We start from the raw sequence: 15124 nt of genomic DNA on the forward strand, positions 1-15124 counted from the left end.
CGGGTCACCACCCGTCACGAGTCCCGAGGAGGCGCGGCGCATGTACCTGAAGAGCCTCACGCTCAAGGGCTTCAAGTCGTTCGCCTCCGCGACCACGTTCGCCTTCGAGCCGGGGGTCACCTGCGTCGTCGGCCCGAACGGTTCGGGCAAGAGCAACGTCGTCGACGCCCTCGCCTGGGTGATGGGCGAGCAGGGGGCGAAGAACCTGCGCGGCGGCAAGATGGAGGACGTCATCTTCGCCGGCACGTCGACCCGCGGTCCGCTCGGTCGGGCGCAGGTCGTGCTGACGATCGACAACTCCGACGGGGCCCTGCCCATCGACTACACCGAGGTGACGATCAGTCGGACGCTCTTCCGCAACGGGGGCAGCGAGTACGCCATCAACGGCGAGGGCTGTCGGCTGCTCGACGTGCAAGAGCTCCTCAGCGACTCCGGCCTCGGCCGCGAGATGCACGTCATCGTGGGGCAGGGGCAGCTCGACGCCGTGTTGCGCGCCACTCCCGAGGACCGCCGGGGCTTCGTCGAGGAGGCCGCCGGCATCCTCAAGCACCGTCGTCGCAAGGAGAAGACCCTCCGCAAGCTCGAGGGCATGCAGACGAACCTCACGCGCCTCAGCGACCTCGCGGGCGAGATCCGCCGCCAGCTCAAGCCGCTCGGGCGCCAGGCCGAGATCGCCCGTGAGGCGCAGACCATCGCGGCGGTCGTCCGCGACGCCCGCGCCCGTCTGCTGGCCGACGAGGTCGTCGCCCTCCGCGAGTCGCTCACGGCCCGGTCGAGCAGCGAGGCCGAGCGCAAGAGCGAGCGCCTCGTCCTGCAGGGCCGCCTGGACGAGAACAAGCAGCGCGAGCACCGCCTCGAGCAGGCCATGGTCGGCGACGCCGTCGACGAGGCCCGTCGGGTCGTCTTCGGACTCGAGTCGGTCCACGAGCGCCTGCGCAGCCTGTCGAGCCTCGCGCAGCAGCGACTCCAGCTGCTCGCCCAGCAGGGGGACCGACCCGCCGTGGCGACCACCGTCAGCTCGGGCATGGTCGCCGACGCCCGCGACGAGGCCGAGCGCCTGCGCGGCGACGTCTCGCAGGCCGAGGCGGCGGTGGGGCAGGCCGGGGCCGACCTGGCCACGGCCCGGGCCTCCCTCGACGCCCTCGACGTCGAGATCCAGGCCCAGAGCGTCCTCGTCTCGCAGCACGACCTCGAGGCGACCCGCCTGCGCGGCGCCCTCGAGGCGGCACGGTCGGGGCTCGCGGCCGTCCGGGGTGAGCAGCTGCGGCAGCGCGCGGCACTCGAGGCCGCCGAGGCGCGTCGCGACGCCGGGCGGGCCGAGTACGCCGAGCTCGAGCAGCGGTCCCCGCGGGCCGACGCCGACGGCGTCGACCACGCCGCCGTCCAGGCCGAGGCCGAAGAACAGCTGTCGACCCTCACGGCGAGCGTCGACGAGCGGCGCGACCGCCTGCACGCGGCCGAGCGTGAGCGCGACGCCCTCGCGGCCCGCCGCAGCGCGCTCTCGCTGGCCCTCGACCAGAACGACGCCACGGCCGCCCTGGTCGCCGCGGCCCGACCGGGCATCCGCGGCCTGGTGGCCGAGCACGTGCAGGTGAGTCCCGGCTACGAGGCCGCCGTCGCGGCGGCGCTCGGCAGCGTGGTCGACTCGGTGCTGGCCGACGACGTCGAGGCCGCCGTCGACGCGGTCGCGCACGCCACCGAGGCCGAGCTCGGTCGGGTCGAGGTCGTCGTGGCCGAGCCCGAGCGGCTCCGGTCGACGCTCGACGTCGATCTCCCGGCCGGGACCGTCGCCGCCACGGCCGTCGTCACCGCGCCTCCCGGGGTGCTCGGACTGCTGGCCGCCACCGTCGTGGCCGACGACCTCGCGGTCGCTCGCTCGGCCTGGCGGGCACTCGCCGGCCACCCTGTCCCCGTGACCGTCATCACGCGGGCCGGCGAGGTGCTGACCGACTACATGCTGCGCGGCGGGTCGGGCGTCGAGCGGTCGCGTCTCGAGCTCGTCGCCGAGCGCGATGCGGCCGCCGAGCGGCTCACCGGCGTGGCCACCGAGATCGAGCGGCTCGCTCCCGGGCTCGCCGAGCTCCGGGAACGGCTCGCCACGACGCGTACCCGAGCGAAAGAGGCAGCGGCCGCCGCCCGGGACGAGGAGGCGCGGGTCACCTCCCACGGGCAGCAGCTCGGTCGTCTGCGTGCCCGGGTCGAGGCCGCCGAGGCCGAGGTCGATCGGCTCTCGGTCGCGCTCGACGCGTCGGTCGAGGCCGTCGACGCCGCGAGCCGCGCCGTCGACGCCGCGGCGGCCGCCCACGACGAACACGCCGCCCGCCCGCGTCCGCTGCTCGACGCGTCGGCGCGCGACGGCCTGCTGGCCGAGGTCGAGACGGCGCGCGCCGTCGAGACCGAGCGCCGCATCGCCCTCGAGACCGTCCGCGAACGGGTCCGGGCCGAGATCGCCCGGGCCGAGGCCCTGCAGCGTCAACTCGACGAGCAACGGGCGGCCGCCGAACTCCAGGCCCGTCAGACGGTGGTGCGGCATCGCCAGATGGCCGCCACGTCGTCGGTGCTCGAGGCCCTGCCGCCGACCCTGGACGCCGCGGCCCGGTCGGTGGCCGAGGCGCGCGCGGTCCTGGCGGAGGCCGAGGCGGCCCGGACCGAGCAGAACACCGAGCTGCAGGCGCTCCGCGGAGCCGAGCGCGAGCTGCGCGACCGGCTCGCCACCGTGACCGAGAGCGTGCACGGCCTCGAGATGGAGATCTACGAGAAGACGCTGCACCTGTCCGGGCTGCTCGAACGGGCCGGCTCCGAGCTCGGCCTCGTCGAGGACGTCCTCGTCGCCGAGTACGGACCGCACGTGCTCGTGCCGAGCGACGACGAGGTCGTGACCCGCCCGTCCGTGGACGACGAGGTCGACCTGGTCGACGTCGACGCCGCGGGCGAGGACGACGCCACGGGCGAGGACGACGCCGCGGGGGAGGGCGCTGGCCGTGCCGCCCGCGGACCCGACGGTGCCGCCGACCTCGACGACGCGACCCTCGCCGGGGCCGCCACCGCGCCTCCTCGGGGCGTGCCCTTCGACCGCGCGACGCAGCAGCGCCGGCTCGCCGTGGCCGAGAAGAAGCTCGCCCGGCTCGGCCGGGTGAACCCCCTGGCCCTCGAGGAGTTCGCGGCGCTCGAGCAGCGCCATCTCTTCCTGACCGAGCAGCTCTCCGACCTGACCGGCACCCGCGCGGACCTGCTGACGATCATCGACGAGATCGACGACAAGATGCAGACCATCTTCGCGAGCGCGTTCGCCGACACCCAGGCCGCCTTCGACCGGGTCTTCCCGATCCTCTTCCCGGGGGGCAGCGGTTCGCTCCACCTGACCGACCCCGACGACCTGCTGGCGACCGGGATCGAGGTGACGGTGAAGCCCGCCGGCAAGAAGATCGAGCGGCTCTCGCTGCTGTCCGGGGGCGAGCGGTCGTTGGCCGCCGTGGCGTTGCTGATCGCGATCTTCAAGGCCCGGCCGAGCCCGTTCTACATCATGGACGAGGTCGAGGCGGCCCTGGACGACGCCAACCTCGGCCGGTTGTTGACGATCTTCGAGGACCTCCGCGAGTCGAGCCAACTGATCGTCATCACGCACCAGAAGCGCACGATGGAGATCGCCGACGCCCTCTACGGCGTCTCGATGCGTCAGGACGGGGTCAGCGCCGTCGTCGGCCAGCGCGTCGTCGCCGAGCGCGGCACCGCCGCGGGCCCCCCGGCCGAGCGCGGCGTCGCCGACGCCTCCTGAGCCCCCCCGACGCGAAACGCAGGAGGCGCGACCTGCGTGGCCGCGCCTCCTGCGTTCTCGTCGCGCCCCGTGGGGCACCGGGGTGTCAGTCGATCGGCGTGTCGACGACCCCGCCGTTGATGCTCAGCACGTGCCAGGCGGTGCCGTCCCACTCGACGGTGTTCGCCGCGGCGTTCTCGATGTGCGGCACCTCGCGACCGAGGATCTCGGCGAGGGTGAACCGGATGATCGTGCCGTGGCAGACGACGACGATGTGGGCGTCGTCACCGTCGAGGGGCAGCCGCGTGTCGCGGATCATCTCGAGGGCGCCGAGGCCGCGGGCCGCGACCGACTCGCGCGGTTCGATGTCGGGGTAGTCCGCGTTCGGCTGGTCGGGGATCGGCGACTCGGGGGTGCGGCCCTCGTGCGACGCGTAGTCGCGCTCGATCAGTTCGTCGTAGGCGTCACCCAGCTCGATGCCCAGTTCGGCGGCGATGATCTCCGCGGTCTCGCGGGCACGCCCGAGCGGCGACGACACGATGGCGCTCCACTCGACGCCGGCCAGCAGGCGAGCCGCCTCGAGGGCCTGGCCGCGGCCCGTGTCGTTCAGGGGGATGTCCGAGGAGCCCTGGAGCTTGTCGGCGAGGTTCCAGTCGGTCTGACCGTGGCGGATGAGTTCGAGGCGCATCGGGGTGTTCCGTTCCGTGGTGCGGCCGCGGGGGTGCCGCGGGGAGTGGCGACGGGCGGCCCCGGTGGGGACCGCCCGTCGGGGGATCAGTGGTCGTCGTCGGTGCTCGCCGTGACGCCGGCCTTCGTCCGGGCGTCCCGACGGGTCTTCGCGAGGCTGGCGACGGTCGCGACGGCGATCGTCAGCACGATGAAGCCGAGGGAGAACCAGATCGGGATCTCGGGGATCCAGGTGATCGGCTCGCCACCGTTGATGAACGGCACCTCGTTGACGTGCAGGGCGTGGAACAGCAGCTTGACGCCGATGAAGGCGAGGATGACCGCGAGGCCCTGGGCGAGGTAGACGAGGCGCTCGAGCAGGCCCGAGATGAGGAAGTACAGCTGGCGCAGGCCGAGCAGCGAGAACGCGTTCGCCGTGAAGACGATGTAGGCCTCTTGCGTGAGGCCGAAGATGGCCGGGATCGAGTCGAGCGCGAAGAGCACGTCGGTCAGGCCGATCGCGACCATCACGAGGAAGAGCGGGGTGAAGAGGCGCTTGCCGTCGACCTTGGTGGTCAGCTTCTGGCCGTCGTAGTCCTGCGAGGTGGGGATGACGCGGCGCAGGGCGCGGATGAGCTTGCTGTCCGCCTCGTCCTTCTCGTCGTCGCCGTGGCCGCCCTTGACCTGGCTGTAGGCGAGCCAGAAGAGCAGGATGCCGAAGAGGTAGAAGACCCACGAGAAGTTCTCGATGATGACGACGCCCGCCGCGATGAACAGACCACGCGACAGCAGGGCGATGGCGATGCCGACGAGCAGCACCTTCTGCTGGTAGATGCGGGGCACCGCGAAGCTCGTCATGATGATCAGGAAGACGAACAGGTTGTCGACCGAGAGGGCCTTCTCGGTGATGTAGCCGGCGAAGTACTCGCCACCGAAGGTCCAGTTCGAGAAGACGCCGACCCCGACGCCGAACAGGACGGCGATGCCGATGTAGACGCCCGACCAGATGGCCGATTCGCGGATGGTCGGCTCGTGCGGCGTGCGCACGTGACTGAAGAAGTCGAAGAACAGCAGGCCGATGATGCCGGCGATGGTGATCGCCCAGGTCAAGAAGTGGACGTCCATGTGTGTACCTCCAGTACGCAGCGGGTACCGAAGGTCTCCTCCACTCGCGACGCGTCCTGATCAGGACGGCTGCGAACCGGTGCACCGGGTCGAGATCGGTCTCTTCCGTATTGACGACGCCACCGCGTGGGAGTACTCCCCTTCAACCTGGCGAGCTTACAGCCTCTGCACGTCTGCGGTCTCGCCCGGGGCCGAATATGCTGGCCCGCATGGCTTCTCCCTGGTCCCTCTCCGGTGCCCTCCGTGGCATGTTCGCCAAGAAGACGATCGACGAGACCACGTGGGACGACCTCGAGGCCGCCTTGATCGGCGCCGACTTCGGCCCGGACGTGACCGAGCAGATCATCGACGACCTGCAGGCGAAGGTGCAGCGCTACTCGACCACCGACCCCGCCGACCTCAAGCGCATGCTGCGCGAGACCCTCGAAGAGCGCCTCTCCAAGCTCGACTCGACCCTGAAGCTCAGCGCGCGACCCGCCGTCGTGCTCATGGTCGGCGTCAACGGCGTCGGCAAGACGACCACCATCGGCAAGTTCGCCAAGTTCCTCCGCAACTACGACCGCTCGGTCGTCGTGGGCGCGGCCGACACGTTCCGGGCCGCGGCCGTCGAGCAGGTCGCGACCTGGGCCGATCGGGCGGGGGCGCGCATCGTCCGCCCGCAGCAACAGGGGCAGGACCCCGCGTCCGTGGCGTTCCAGACGGTCGAGCTCGCCATGCGCGAGGGCATCGAGATCGTCCTGATCGACACCGCCGGGCGCCTGCAGACGAAGTCGGGCCTGATGGACGAGCTCGGCAAGATCAAACGCGTCGTCGAGAAGCAGACCGAGATCGCCGAGGTGCTGCTCGTGCTCGACGCGACGACGGGTCAGAACGGCCTCGCCCAGGCGCAGGCCTTCATCGAGCACGCCGGGGTCACGGGCCTCGTGCTGACGAAGCTCGACGGTTCGGCCCGCGGCGGCTTCGTCCTCGCGGTGCAAGAACAGACGGGCATCCCGATCAAGCTGGTCGGGCAGGGCGAAGGCATCGGCGACCTCACGGGCTTCACGCCGCACGTGTTCGTCCAGAACCTCATCGCGTAGCGAGCCCCGGCGGGCACGGGTCACACGGCCTGGCGCCCGGCCCCGGCCTCGAGCAGGTGTCGCAGGGCCTCGGGCACGACCTCGCCCCGCGCCTCGGTCGCCCTCGCCCAGAGGCGGCCCGCCCGGTACGACGAGCGCACGAGCGGCCCGGCCAGCACGCCGCTGAACCCCATGTCCTCCGCGATCTCCCGGAAGTCGACGAACTCGTCCGGGTGCACCCATCGCGCCACCGGCAGGTGTCGCGGGCTGGGACGCAGGTACTGGGTCAGCGTGACGACGTCGGTGTGCGCCTCCCTCAGGCGCTCGAGGGCGTCGATCACCTCGTCGCGATCCTCGCCCATGCCGAGGATGAGGTTCGACTTGGTGACCAGGCCGGCGTCGTGCCCCTGCCGGATGACGTCGAGCGACCGCTCGAAGGTGAACGCGGGGCGGATGCGCTTGAAGATGCGCGGCACGGTCTCGACGTTGTGGGCGAAGACCTCGGGACGGGCGTCGAAGACCTGCGCGAGCAGGTCGGGGCGACCGTTGAAGTCGGGGACGAGGATCTCGACCCCCGTGCCCGGGTTCAGCTCGTGGATGCGACGGATGGTCTCGGCGTAGAGCCACGCGCCTCCGTCGTCGAGGTCGTCGCGCGCGACGCCTGTCACGGTCGCGTAGCGCAGCCCCATCTCGCGCACCGACTCGGCGACCGACAGGGGCTCGCGGCGGTCGATCGGGCTCGGCCTGCCGGTGTCGATCTGACAGAAGTCGCAGCGCCGCGTGCACTGCGAGCCGCCGATCAGGAACGTGGCCTCCCGGTCCTCCCAGCACTCGAAGATGTTCGGGCAGCCGGCCTCCTGGCAGACCGTGTGCAGTCTCTTGTCGGCCACGAGCTCGGTCAGGGCGCGGTACTCGGGGCCCTGCCTCGCGGTCGTCCTGATCCAGGTCGGCTTCTTCTCGATCGGGGTCTCGGCGTTGCGGGCCTCGACGCGCAACAGGCGTCGTCCCTCGGGGGCGGTCGTCGTCATCGGTGGGCTCCCACGGGGTCGGGTCGGGCCGGCACGCGGCCGACGGTCTCGAGGCTGGTCAGGTAGGCGGTCAGGGAGGTCTCGAGGGCGTCCGCGACGTCGGTGACGGCCACGCGCCTCCCGGAGGCGCGGGTCAGGCTGGTCACGCCGGCGTCGGTGATGCCGCAGGGCACGATCCCGGCGTACGGCGACAGGTCGGCGTCGCAGTTGAGGGCGACGCCGTGCATCGTCACTCCCTCGGCGACCCGCACGCCGACCGCCGCGACCTTCTCGTCGCCGAGCGGTCCGCGCACCCAGGCGCCGCTGCGCCCCTCGACGCGGACGGCCGACACCCCGACGCCCGCGCACACGGCGATCAGGCACGCCTCGAGCGCCCGGACGTGGGCGACGACGTCCAGCGGTTCGGGCAGGCGGACGATCGGGTACGCCACGAGCTGGCCGGGGCCGTGCCACGTGATGCGTCCGCCGCGGTCCACCCGGGTCACGGGGGAGCCGTCGCGCGGCAGGTCGGCGGGCTGCGTCCGCGTGCCCGCCGTGTACACCGACGGGTGCTGGCAGAGGACGAGGGCCGAGTCCAGCCGGCCGGCCACGACGTCGGCGTGCAGCTCGCGCTGCAGGCGCAGGCCCTTGTCGTAGTCGAGTGGCGGGCCCGTGAGGCCCGTGCGTCGCGTCGTGGTCACACCCCGAGGCTAGGCCAATTGATGCACTCGGTACAACAACGACGGGCCGAGGAGGCGCGGCCACGCAGCACAGGAGGCCGACGGTCGGTTAAGATGGGCGCACCATGGCCACTTTTGGAACCCTCTCCGACCGCCTCGCGGAAACGTTCAAGAACCTCCGCAACAAGGGCAAGCTGAGCCCCGCCGACGTCGACGGCACCGTGCGCGAGATCCGTCGTGCCCTGCTCGACGCCGACGTCGCGTTCGACGTCGTCAAGGCCTTCACGAACACGGTCCGCGACCGCGCCCTCGGCGACGAGGTCAGCAAGGCCCTGAACCCGGCGCAGCAGGTCGTCCAGATCGTCAACGAAGAACTGGTGCAGATCCTCGGTGGTCAGCAGCGCCGGCTCGAGTTCGCGAAGAACCCGCCGACCGTGATCATGCTCGCGGGCCTCCAGGGTGCCGGCAAGACGACCCTCGCGGGCAAGCTGGCCAAGTGGCTCGCGAAGGACGGCCACACGCCCATGCTCGTGGCGGCCGACCTCCAGCGCCCCAATGCGGTGACGCAGCTGCAGGTCGTCGGTGAGCAGGCCGGTGCCCACGTCTTCGCGCCCGAGCCGGGCAACGGCGTCGGCGACCCCGTCAAGGTCGCGAAGCAGGCCATCAAGTACGCCCGCGACAAGCAGTACGACACCGTCATCGTCGACACGGCCGGCCGTCTCGGCGTCGACGCCGAGCTCATGAAGCAGGCCGCGAACATCCGCAAGGCGGTCGATCCCGACGAGGTGCTCTTCGTCATCGACGCGATGATCGGTCAGGACGCCGTCGCGACCGCCAAGGCCTTCCAGGACGGTGTGGACTTCACCGGCGTCGTGCTCTCCAAGCTCGACGGAGACGCCCGCGGTGGTGCCGCACTCAGCGTGGCCTCGGTCACCGGCCGCCCCATCATGTTCGCCTCGACGGGTGAGTCGCTCGACGACTTCGAGCCGTTCCACCCCGACCGCATGGCGAGCCGCATCCTCGACCTCGGCGACATCCTCTCGCTGATCGAGCAGGCCCAGCAGGCCTTCGACGAAGAAGAGGCGATGGCGGTCGCGCAGAAGATCGCGACCGACTCCTTCACGCTCGACGACTTCCTCACGCAGATGCAGCAGCTGCGCAAGATGGGTTCGATCAAGGGCATGCTCGGCATGCTGCCGGGTGCCAAGGGCATGCGCGAGCAACTCGAGAACTTCGACGAACGCGAGATCGTCCGCACCGAGGCGATCATCCAGTCGATGACCAAGCAAGAGCGAGCGATGCCCAAGCTGCTCAACGGCTCGCGTCGCCTCCGCATCGCCCGCGGTTCGGGCATGACGGTCACCGACGTCAACCAGCTCGTCCAGCGCTTCGAGCAGGCGTCGAAGATGATGAAGACCGTCGCCAAGGGCGGCGTGCCCCAGGTGCCCGGCATGGGGCCGATCCCTGGGGCCTCGTACGCCGGCAAGAAGGCGCAGCCCAAGAAGAAGGGCTCCAAGGCCGGCAACCCGGCCAAACGTGCCGCACAGAACGCCGCCCTCACCACCGGTGCCAGGCCGGCGTCCTCGGCTCCCGGCGGCTCGGGCTTCGGGCTCGGCGGCGGCGGGGCCGCCGCGGGTGGCGCGGCGCCCTCGCCCGAAGAACTCGCGTCGCTGCAGAAGATGCTCGGGCGCGGCTGAGCCGACCCGCGCCTCCTGACGGTCCTCGACGCCCGCCCCGCCTGATGCGGGGCGGGCGTCGTTGCGTGCCCGTCGCGCCGCAGGCGGCTGGTCATTCGGCTGCGGACAGCCCTTCGTCGAACTCGCGGACCAGCGACGCCACGACGGGGCGCAGGTCGCCCCCGTGCGCGGCGGCGACGGTGAGCTGGCGTTGGTAGCTGGCCCCGCGGTCGGTGATCGTCGCGAGCGAGTGCAGTTCGTCGAGGCAGCCGAGGCGTTCGGCCGCCGGCTCGAGCGACGTCACGAGTTCGCGCAGGTCGTCCGTCACCAGTCGTTCGTCGCCGGCCGCGTTCTGGATCACGATGGCGTCCATGCCGTAGCGGGCGGCGCGCCACTTGTTCTCACGGACGAACCACGGTTGCATGCTCGTCAGGGTCTCGCCGCGGTCGAGCCGCTCGGACATGTCGTCGACGAGGCACTGCACCAGTGCCGTCACGGCGGCGAGCTCGTCGGTCGTCGCGATGCCGTCGAAGACGCGCGTCTCGAGGGTGCCCCACTTCGGTGAGGGGCGGAGGTCCCAGCGCAACTCGCTGTGGTCGTCGATCACGCCGGTGTGGGTCATGTCGGCGACCATGGCCTCGTACTCGGACCAGGTCGCGAACTGGGGCGGCAAGCCCGCCGTCGGGAGCTGCTGGAACATCAGGGCGCGGTTCGAGGCGTACCCGGTCTCCTCGCCGACCCAGAACGGGCTCGACGCCGTCAGCGCCTGGAAGTGCGGCAGGTAGGTGAGCATGCCGTTGAGGATCGGCAGCACCTTGTCCTGGTCGTCGATGCCGACGTGGACGTGGACGCCCCAGATCATCATCTGGCGGCCCCACCACCGCGTCCGGTCGATCAGGGTGGCGTAACGCTCCTTGTCGGGCGTCACCTCCTGGTCGGCGTAGCGGCTGTAGGGATGCGTCCCGGCGCACATGAGGTCGGCGCCGAGCACGGAGGCCGGGCCCCGGACCAGGTCGATCGTGCCCCGGAGGTCGTCGACGGCGTCGGCGACCCGACGGTGCACGCCCGTGACGACCTCGACCGTGTTGGTGAGCAGTTCGGTGGTCAACCGTTCCGGACCGCCGTCGTTGACGTGGGCCAGGTCGGCGAGGATCGCCGGGGCGTGCGGCGCCAGTTCTCCCGACTCGTGGTCGACGAGGGCGAGCTCCCACTCGACGCCGAGGGTCGACCGCTCTGAGGTCGTGAAATCGATGCGCATCCGCGTGGCCTTCCCGTGGGCGTCAGGGCGGTTCCATCCTGCCAGTCGGGTGCCGGTCGGGGCCGTCCGGCGGGCCGGCCTGCGCCGCCCGTGACGTCCGGTGACGCCGAGGAGGCGCGGTGCCGGACACGACGAGACGCAATTCGTGCAGATGGCCTTTCGTCTGCAACAATGGGAGGTCGAGTCTTCTGTCGTCCGACCCTCTAATCAGACGACGTTCGACTCCCATCAGAGCTTTCGAGCCGAGTGTGCCCCCACGCTCACGGCTGGCAACTCGCCCACATCACATCACACAGGAGAATTGTGGCTGTCAAGATCCGTCTCAAGCGCATGGGCAAGATCCGCGCCCCCTACTACCGCATCGTCGTCGCCGACTCGCGCACCAAGCGTGACGGTCGCGTCATCGAAGAGATCGGCAAGTACCACCCCACCGAGGAGCCCTCGTTCATCGAGGTCGAGTCCGAGCGTGCGCAGTACTGGCTCGGCGTCGGCGCTCAGCCGACCGAGCAAGTCGCCGCTCTGCTGAAGCTCACGGGCGACTGGGGCAAGTTCAAGGGCGACGCCGACGCCGTCAGCACCGTCAAGACCAAGGCTCCGAAAGAGGCCTTCGTCGCCGACGAGAAGAAGAAGCCGGTCCTCGTGCCCAAGACCGAGAAGCCCGCGGCCAAGGCCGAGGCTCCCGCCGAGTCCAGCGACGACGCCGAGACCACCGAGGCGTAGTCGGTGCTCGCACCTGCACTCGAACACCTCGTCCGGGGGATCGTCGATCACCCGGACGAGGTGCAGGTCGTGGAGAAGAACTCCCCACGAGGCGACGTCCTCGAGGTGCACGTCCACGCGGACGACCTCGGTCGCGTCATCGGCCGTGCCGGTCGCACCGCCAAGGCCCTCCGGACCCTGATCACCGCGCTGGCCGACGGCAAGCGGGTCCGGGTCGACGTCGTCGACGGCGATCTCTAGAACCGTGCCGTCCGACCGCAAGACCGAACTCCGGGTGGGGCGCCTGACCAAGGCCCACGGCCTCAAGGGCGCCCTCAAGCTCGAACTCTTCACCGACACCCCCGAGCAACGCTTCGTGCCGGGTGCCGTGTTCCGCCTCCAGGTGCCCGCCGACAGCGCCTGGCACGACAAGACCCTCACCCTCACCGAGCTGCGCTGGTACAACAGCCACCCGGTGGGCTTCTTCGACGGGGTCGACGACCGCACGGCGGCCGAGTCGCTCGTCAAGGCGATCCTCTGGGTCGACCAGGACGCCGACGAACTGCCCCACGAGGCCGACGCCTGGTACGACCACCAGTTGGTCGGCCTCCGCGTCGAGCGTGACGGCGTCGTCGTGGGCACCGTGGCCCGGGTCGACCACCTGCCGGCCCAAGACCTGCTCGCGGTCGACACCGCGTCGGGCGAAGTCCTCGTCCCGTTCGTATCGGCCCTCGTGCCGAAGGTCGACGTCGAGGGCGGCGTGGTCGTCGTGACCCCGCCGCAGGGGCTCTTCGAAGAGCTGGCCGACGACACCGACGACGAGCCGGCCTCCGACGACGTCGACCGGTCGGTCGCCGACGGTGTCGACGAGCCGGCCTCCGACGGCGAGTCCGCTCCCGACGACGAGCGCTGACCCGTGCGCATCGACATCGTGTCGATCTTCCCCGAGTTCTTCGGGGTGCTCGACATCTCGCTGCTCGGCAAGGCGCGGCAGCAGAAGCTGCTCGACGTCGAGGTGCACGACCTGCGTGACTTCACGCACGACCGGCACCGCACCGTCGACGACACCCCCTACGGTGGCGGGGCCGGCATGGTCATGCGGCCCGAGCCCTGGGGCGAGGCGCTCGACCACGTCTTCGGCGAGACGTCCACGCCCGACGACACGATCATGATCGTCCCGTCGCCGGCCGGCACGCCCTTCACCCAGGCCACGGCTCGCGAGCTCGCGTTCGCTCCGCACCTGGTCTTCACCTGCGGCCGGTACGAGGGCATCGACCAGCGCGTCGTCGAGCACGCCGCCACCCGGGCGACGGTGCGCGAGATCAGCCTGGGCGACTACGTGCTGAACGGTGGCGAGGTCGCCGTCACGGCGATGATCGAGGCCATCGGTCGTCTCGTCCCGGGCGTCGTGGGCAACCCCGAGAGCCTCACCGAAGAGAGCCACGAAGACGGCCTGCTCGAGTACCCCAGCTACACCAAGCCGGCGTCCTGGCGGGGTCTCGACGTGCCTCCGGTGCTGCTGAGCGGCAACCACGCGGCGATCGCGACCTGGCGTCGCGAGCAGCAGCTCGAACGAACCCGCCGGGTACGGCCCGACCTGCTCGACTGATCGGGCCGAGCCAGCGCGCTCCGGGCGTCCCGGCTCGACCCGCCGAGGAGGGCCCGCCGTGGACGGCCCGTCCGGGTCATCCGCGCGCGGTGAGCACGAGAGGCCCGTCCTCGGTGACGGCGACGGTGTGCTCGACGTGCGCGGCCCGCGAGCCGTCGACGCTGCGGAGCGTCCAGCCGTCGGCGTCGGTCACGATCGCGTCCGTGCCGCGCATCAGCCACGGCTCGATCGCGACGACGAGGCCCGGTCGAACGGGCCACCCGCGTCCCGCACGTCCGTCGTTCGGCACGTGGGGGTCGCCGTGCATGGTGCGTCCGACCCCGTGGCCGCCGAACTGCAGGTTGACGCCGTAACCCGCCCCGCGAGCGACCTGTCCGATCGCGGCCGAGACGTCGCCGAGCTTGGCGCCCGGCCTCAAGGCCGCGATGCCGGCGTCGAGGGCCACCTCGCACGTCTCGATCAGGCGGAGGTCCTCGGGCGACGCCTGCTCGCCGACGACGAACGACACGGCCGAGTCGGCGACCCAACCGTCCACCGAGGCGGCGAAGTCGAGGCTGAGCAGGTCTCCGTCGCGCAGTCGGTAGCGATGCGGCAGGCCGTGAAGGGCCGCGTCGTTGACCGACGTGCAGATCACCTTGCCGAACGGGCTCGCCCCGAACGACGGGTGGTAGTCGACGTAGCAGCTCTCGGCCCCCGCCTCGCGGATCATGCGGTGCGCGAGCGCGTCGAGGTCGAGCAGGTCGACGCCGGGTCGCGCGGCCGCACGGGTCGCCTCGAGCACGCGGGCGACGAAGGCTCCGGCGGGTCGCATGCGTTCGATCTCGTCGGGAGTGCGCAGTTCGATCATGCAGCCATTCTTCACGAAGCCCTCGTAGCCTCGACCGCATGACGACGCGCCGGATCTTCTACCGCCTCCTCTGGGTGGCCGTCTTCGTGCTGCCGCTCTGGGTGCTGCTGGGTCGGGCGTTCTTCGGCGCGCCCTTGGGGCTGCAGTTCGTCGGCCAGTTGCTGCTCGTGCCCCTTCTCTTCATCGGGCAGGCGGTGGCCACCGGCGTGGTGGTGGGTCGCCGCAGCGTCCGGCGGGCGAAGGCCGTGTCGTGGGCCGACGCGGGTCTGCTCGCCCTGTCCTGGCTCGGCCAGCTCGGCCTGGGATTCTTCATCGTCGACAGCTCCGCCGAGTCCGCGTCCGCGTCGGCCTTCACGCAGGTCGCCGGCGGGGTCTCGTCCCTCGACCTCTCGACCGCCCTGTTCGCCCTCTGCGCCGTCGTCACGATCGCGGCGGGCGTGGGCCTGTTCGCCTGCGCCCTCTGGCAGTTCGTGAAGGAGGCGCGGGCCCGCATGGCCACGTCGCTCGCCGATCTCGAGCGGGTCGCGTCGGGCACCGGGGCCGCCGCGGGGCGTCGGCCCGGCTACGGCGACGACGGCCCCGTCATCACCATCACGCCGCGAGGCTGACACGGGTGCCCGCGCTGTGGCACAATAGGCGCTTGTGCCTGCGCACGACTCTGCCACAGGGGAGTCTGCCGATCCAGAGCACACCTTCTTCATCATGACGGGCGCGTGACGCGCCCCAGACACGCAGTCGACCTGTG

Annotated in this window: 14 protein-coding genes; 8 read left to right on the top strand and 6 right to left on the bottom strand. The window is 71.2% G+C overall.

The genetic code is table 11. The annotated features are described in order from the left end of the window. Nucleotides 1–40: 40 nt before the first annotated feature. Nucleotides 41–3775: an AAA family ATPase gene (locus ARTHRO9V_RS06680; RefSeq protein ID WP_159826269.1), complete on the top strand. Its 3735-nt coding sequence runs from the start codon at nucleotides 41–43 to the stop codon at nucleotides 3773–3775. Nucleotides 3776–3860: 85 nt separating this feature from the next. On the opposite strand, the gene ARTHRO9V_RS06685 is transcribed toward ARTHRO9V_RS06680, so the two are convergent. Beyond that, nucleotides 3861–4442 carry a histidine phosphatase family protein gene (locus ARTHRO9V_RS06685; protein ID WP_056046205.1) on the bottom strand — a complete coding sequence of 194 codons (582 nt, stop codon included), beginning with the start codon at nucleotides 4440–4442 and terminating at the stop codon, nucleotides 3861–3863. An 86-nt stretch (nucleotides 4443–4528) separates the two neighbouring features. Then, a complete protein-coding gene (locus ARTHRO9V_RS06690; RefSeq protein WP_159826280.1) occupies nucleotides 4529–5545 on the bottom strand; it encodes a TerC family protein in 1017 nt (338 codons plus the stop codon). A gap of 197 nt (nucleotides 5546–5742) precedes the next feature. Here ARTHRO9V_RS06690 and ftsY point away from each other — a divergent pair, with 197 nt between their 5' ends. Continuing rightward, nucleotides 5743–6624: a signal recognition particle-docking protein FtsY gene (gene ftsY / locus ARTHRO9V_RS06695; RefSeq protein ID WP_369794381.1), complete on the top strand. Its 882-nt coding sequence runs from the start codon at nucleotides 5743–5745 to the stop codon at nucleotides 6622–6624. 20 nt (nucleotides 6625–6644) lie between these two features. On the opposite strand, the gene lipA is transcribed toward ftsY, so the two are convergent. Together lipA and lipB are read right to left on the bottom strand one after the other, a co-directional pair. Next, on the bottom strand, nucleotides 6645–7631 hold the full coding sequence (gene lipA, locus ARTHRO9V_RS06700) for a lipoyl synthase (RefSeq protein WP_159826282.1): 987 nt from the start codon (nucleotides 7629–7631) through the stop codon (nucleotides 6645–6647). Next, nucleotides 7628–8311 (bottom strand): lipoyl(octanoyl) transferase LipB, encoded by a 684-nt coding sequence (lipB, locus tag ARTHRO9V_RS06705; RefSeq protein WP_159826284.1) that lies wholly within the window; start codon nucleotides 8309–8311, stop codon nucleotides 7628–7630. The genes lipA and lipB overlap by 4 nt, the downstream gene beginning before the upstream one ends. Nucleotides 8312–8415: 104 nt before the next feature. Here lipB and ffh point away from each other — a divergent pair, with 104 nt between their 5' ends. Further along, a complete protein-coding gene (ffh, locus tag ARTHRO9V_RS06710) occupies nucleotides 8416–9987 on the top strand; it encodes a signal recognition particle protein (RefSeq protein WP_123570353.1) in 1572 nt (523 codons plus the stop codon). A 91-nt stretch (nucleotides 9988–10078) separates the two neighbouring features. Here ffh and ARTHRO9V_RS06715 read toward each other — a convergent pair whose 3' ends face one another. After that, complete coding sequence (locus ARTHRO9V_RS06715; RefSeq protein ID WP_123570352.1) at nucleotides 10079–11224, bottom strand: glutamate--cysteine ligase; 1146 nt, start codon at nucleotides 11222–11224, stop codon at nucleotides 10079–10081. A 303-nt stretch (nucleotides 11225–11527) separates the two neighbouring features. On the opposite strand from ARTHRO9V_RS06715, the gene rpsP reads away from it, so the two are divergent. From rpsP to trmD, 4 genes are read left to right on the top strand one after another with little or no spacing between them, the layout of a single operon-like run. Beyond that, nucleotides 11528–11944, top strand: a complete 417-nt coding sequence (gene rpsP, locus ARTHRO9V_RS06720) for a 30S ribosomal protein S16 (RefSeq protein ID WP_123570351.1) — start codon at nucleotides 11528–11530, stop codon at nucleotides 11942–11944. A gap of 3 nt (nucleotides 11945–11947) precedes the next feature. Beyond that, nucleotides 11948–12184, top strand: coding sequence for an RNA-binding protein (locus tag ARTHRO9V_RS06725; RefSeq protein ID WP_043596309.1), 237 nt, complete (start codon nucleotides 11948–11950; stop codon nucleotides 12182–12184). Between the two features lie 4 nt (nucleotides 12185–12188). Then, complete coding sequence (rimM, locus tag ARTHRO9V_RS06730) at nucleotides 12189–12836, top strand: ribosome maturation factor RimM (protein ID WP_233568352.1); 648 nt, start codon at nucleotides 12189–12191, stop codon at nucleotides 12834–12836. A 3-nt stretch (nucleotides 12837–12839) separates the two neighbouring features. After that, nucleotides 12840–13532 carry a tRNA (guanosine(37)-N1)-methyltransferase TrmD gene (trmD, locus tag ARTHRO9V_RS06735; RefSeq protein WP_054145618.1) on the top strand — a complete coding sequence of 231 codons (693 nt, stop codon included), beginning with the start codon at nucleotides 12840–12842 and terminating at the stop codon, nucleotides 13530–13532. 76 nt (nucleotides 13533–13608) lie between these two features. On the opposite strand, the gene map is transcribed toward trmD, so the two are convergent. Next, nucleotides 13609–14379, bottom strand: coding sequence for a type I methionyl aminopeptidase (map, locus tag ARTHRO9V_RS06740; RefSeq protein ID WP_123570350.1), 771 nt, complete (start codon nucleotides 14377–14379; stop codon nucleotides 13609–13611). A gap of 38 nt (nucleotides 14380–14417) precedes the next feature. Here map and ARTHRO9V_RS06745 point away from each other — a divergent pair, with 38 nt between their 5' ends. Beyond that, complete coding sequence (locus ARTHRO9V_RS06745) at nucleotides 14418–14987, top strand: hypothetical protein (protein WP_159826286.1); 570 nt, start codon at nucleotides 14418–14420, stop codon at nucleotides 14985–14987. Nucleotides 14988–15124: the final 137 nt, after the last annotated feature.

Origin of the sequence: Frigoribacterium sp. 9N (genome assembly GCF_902506305.1) — a bacterium.
Classification (GTDB): domain Bacteria; phylum Actinomycetota; class Actinomycetes; order Actinomycetales; family Microbacteriaceae; genus Frigoribacterium.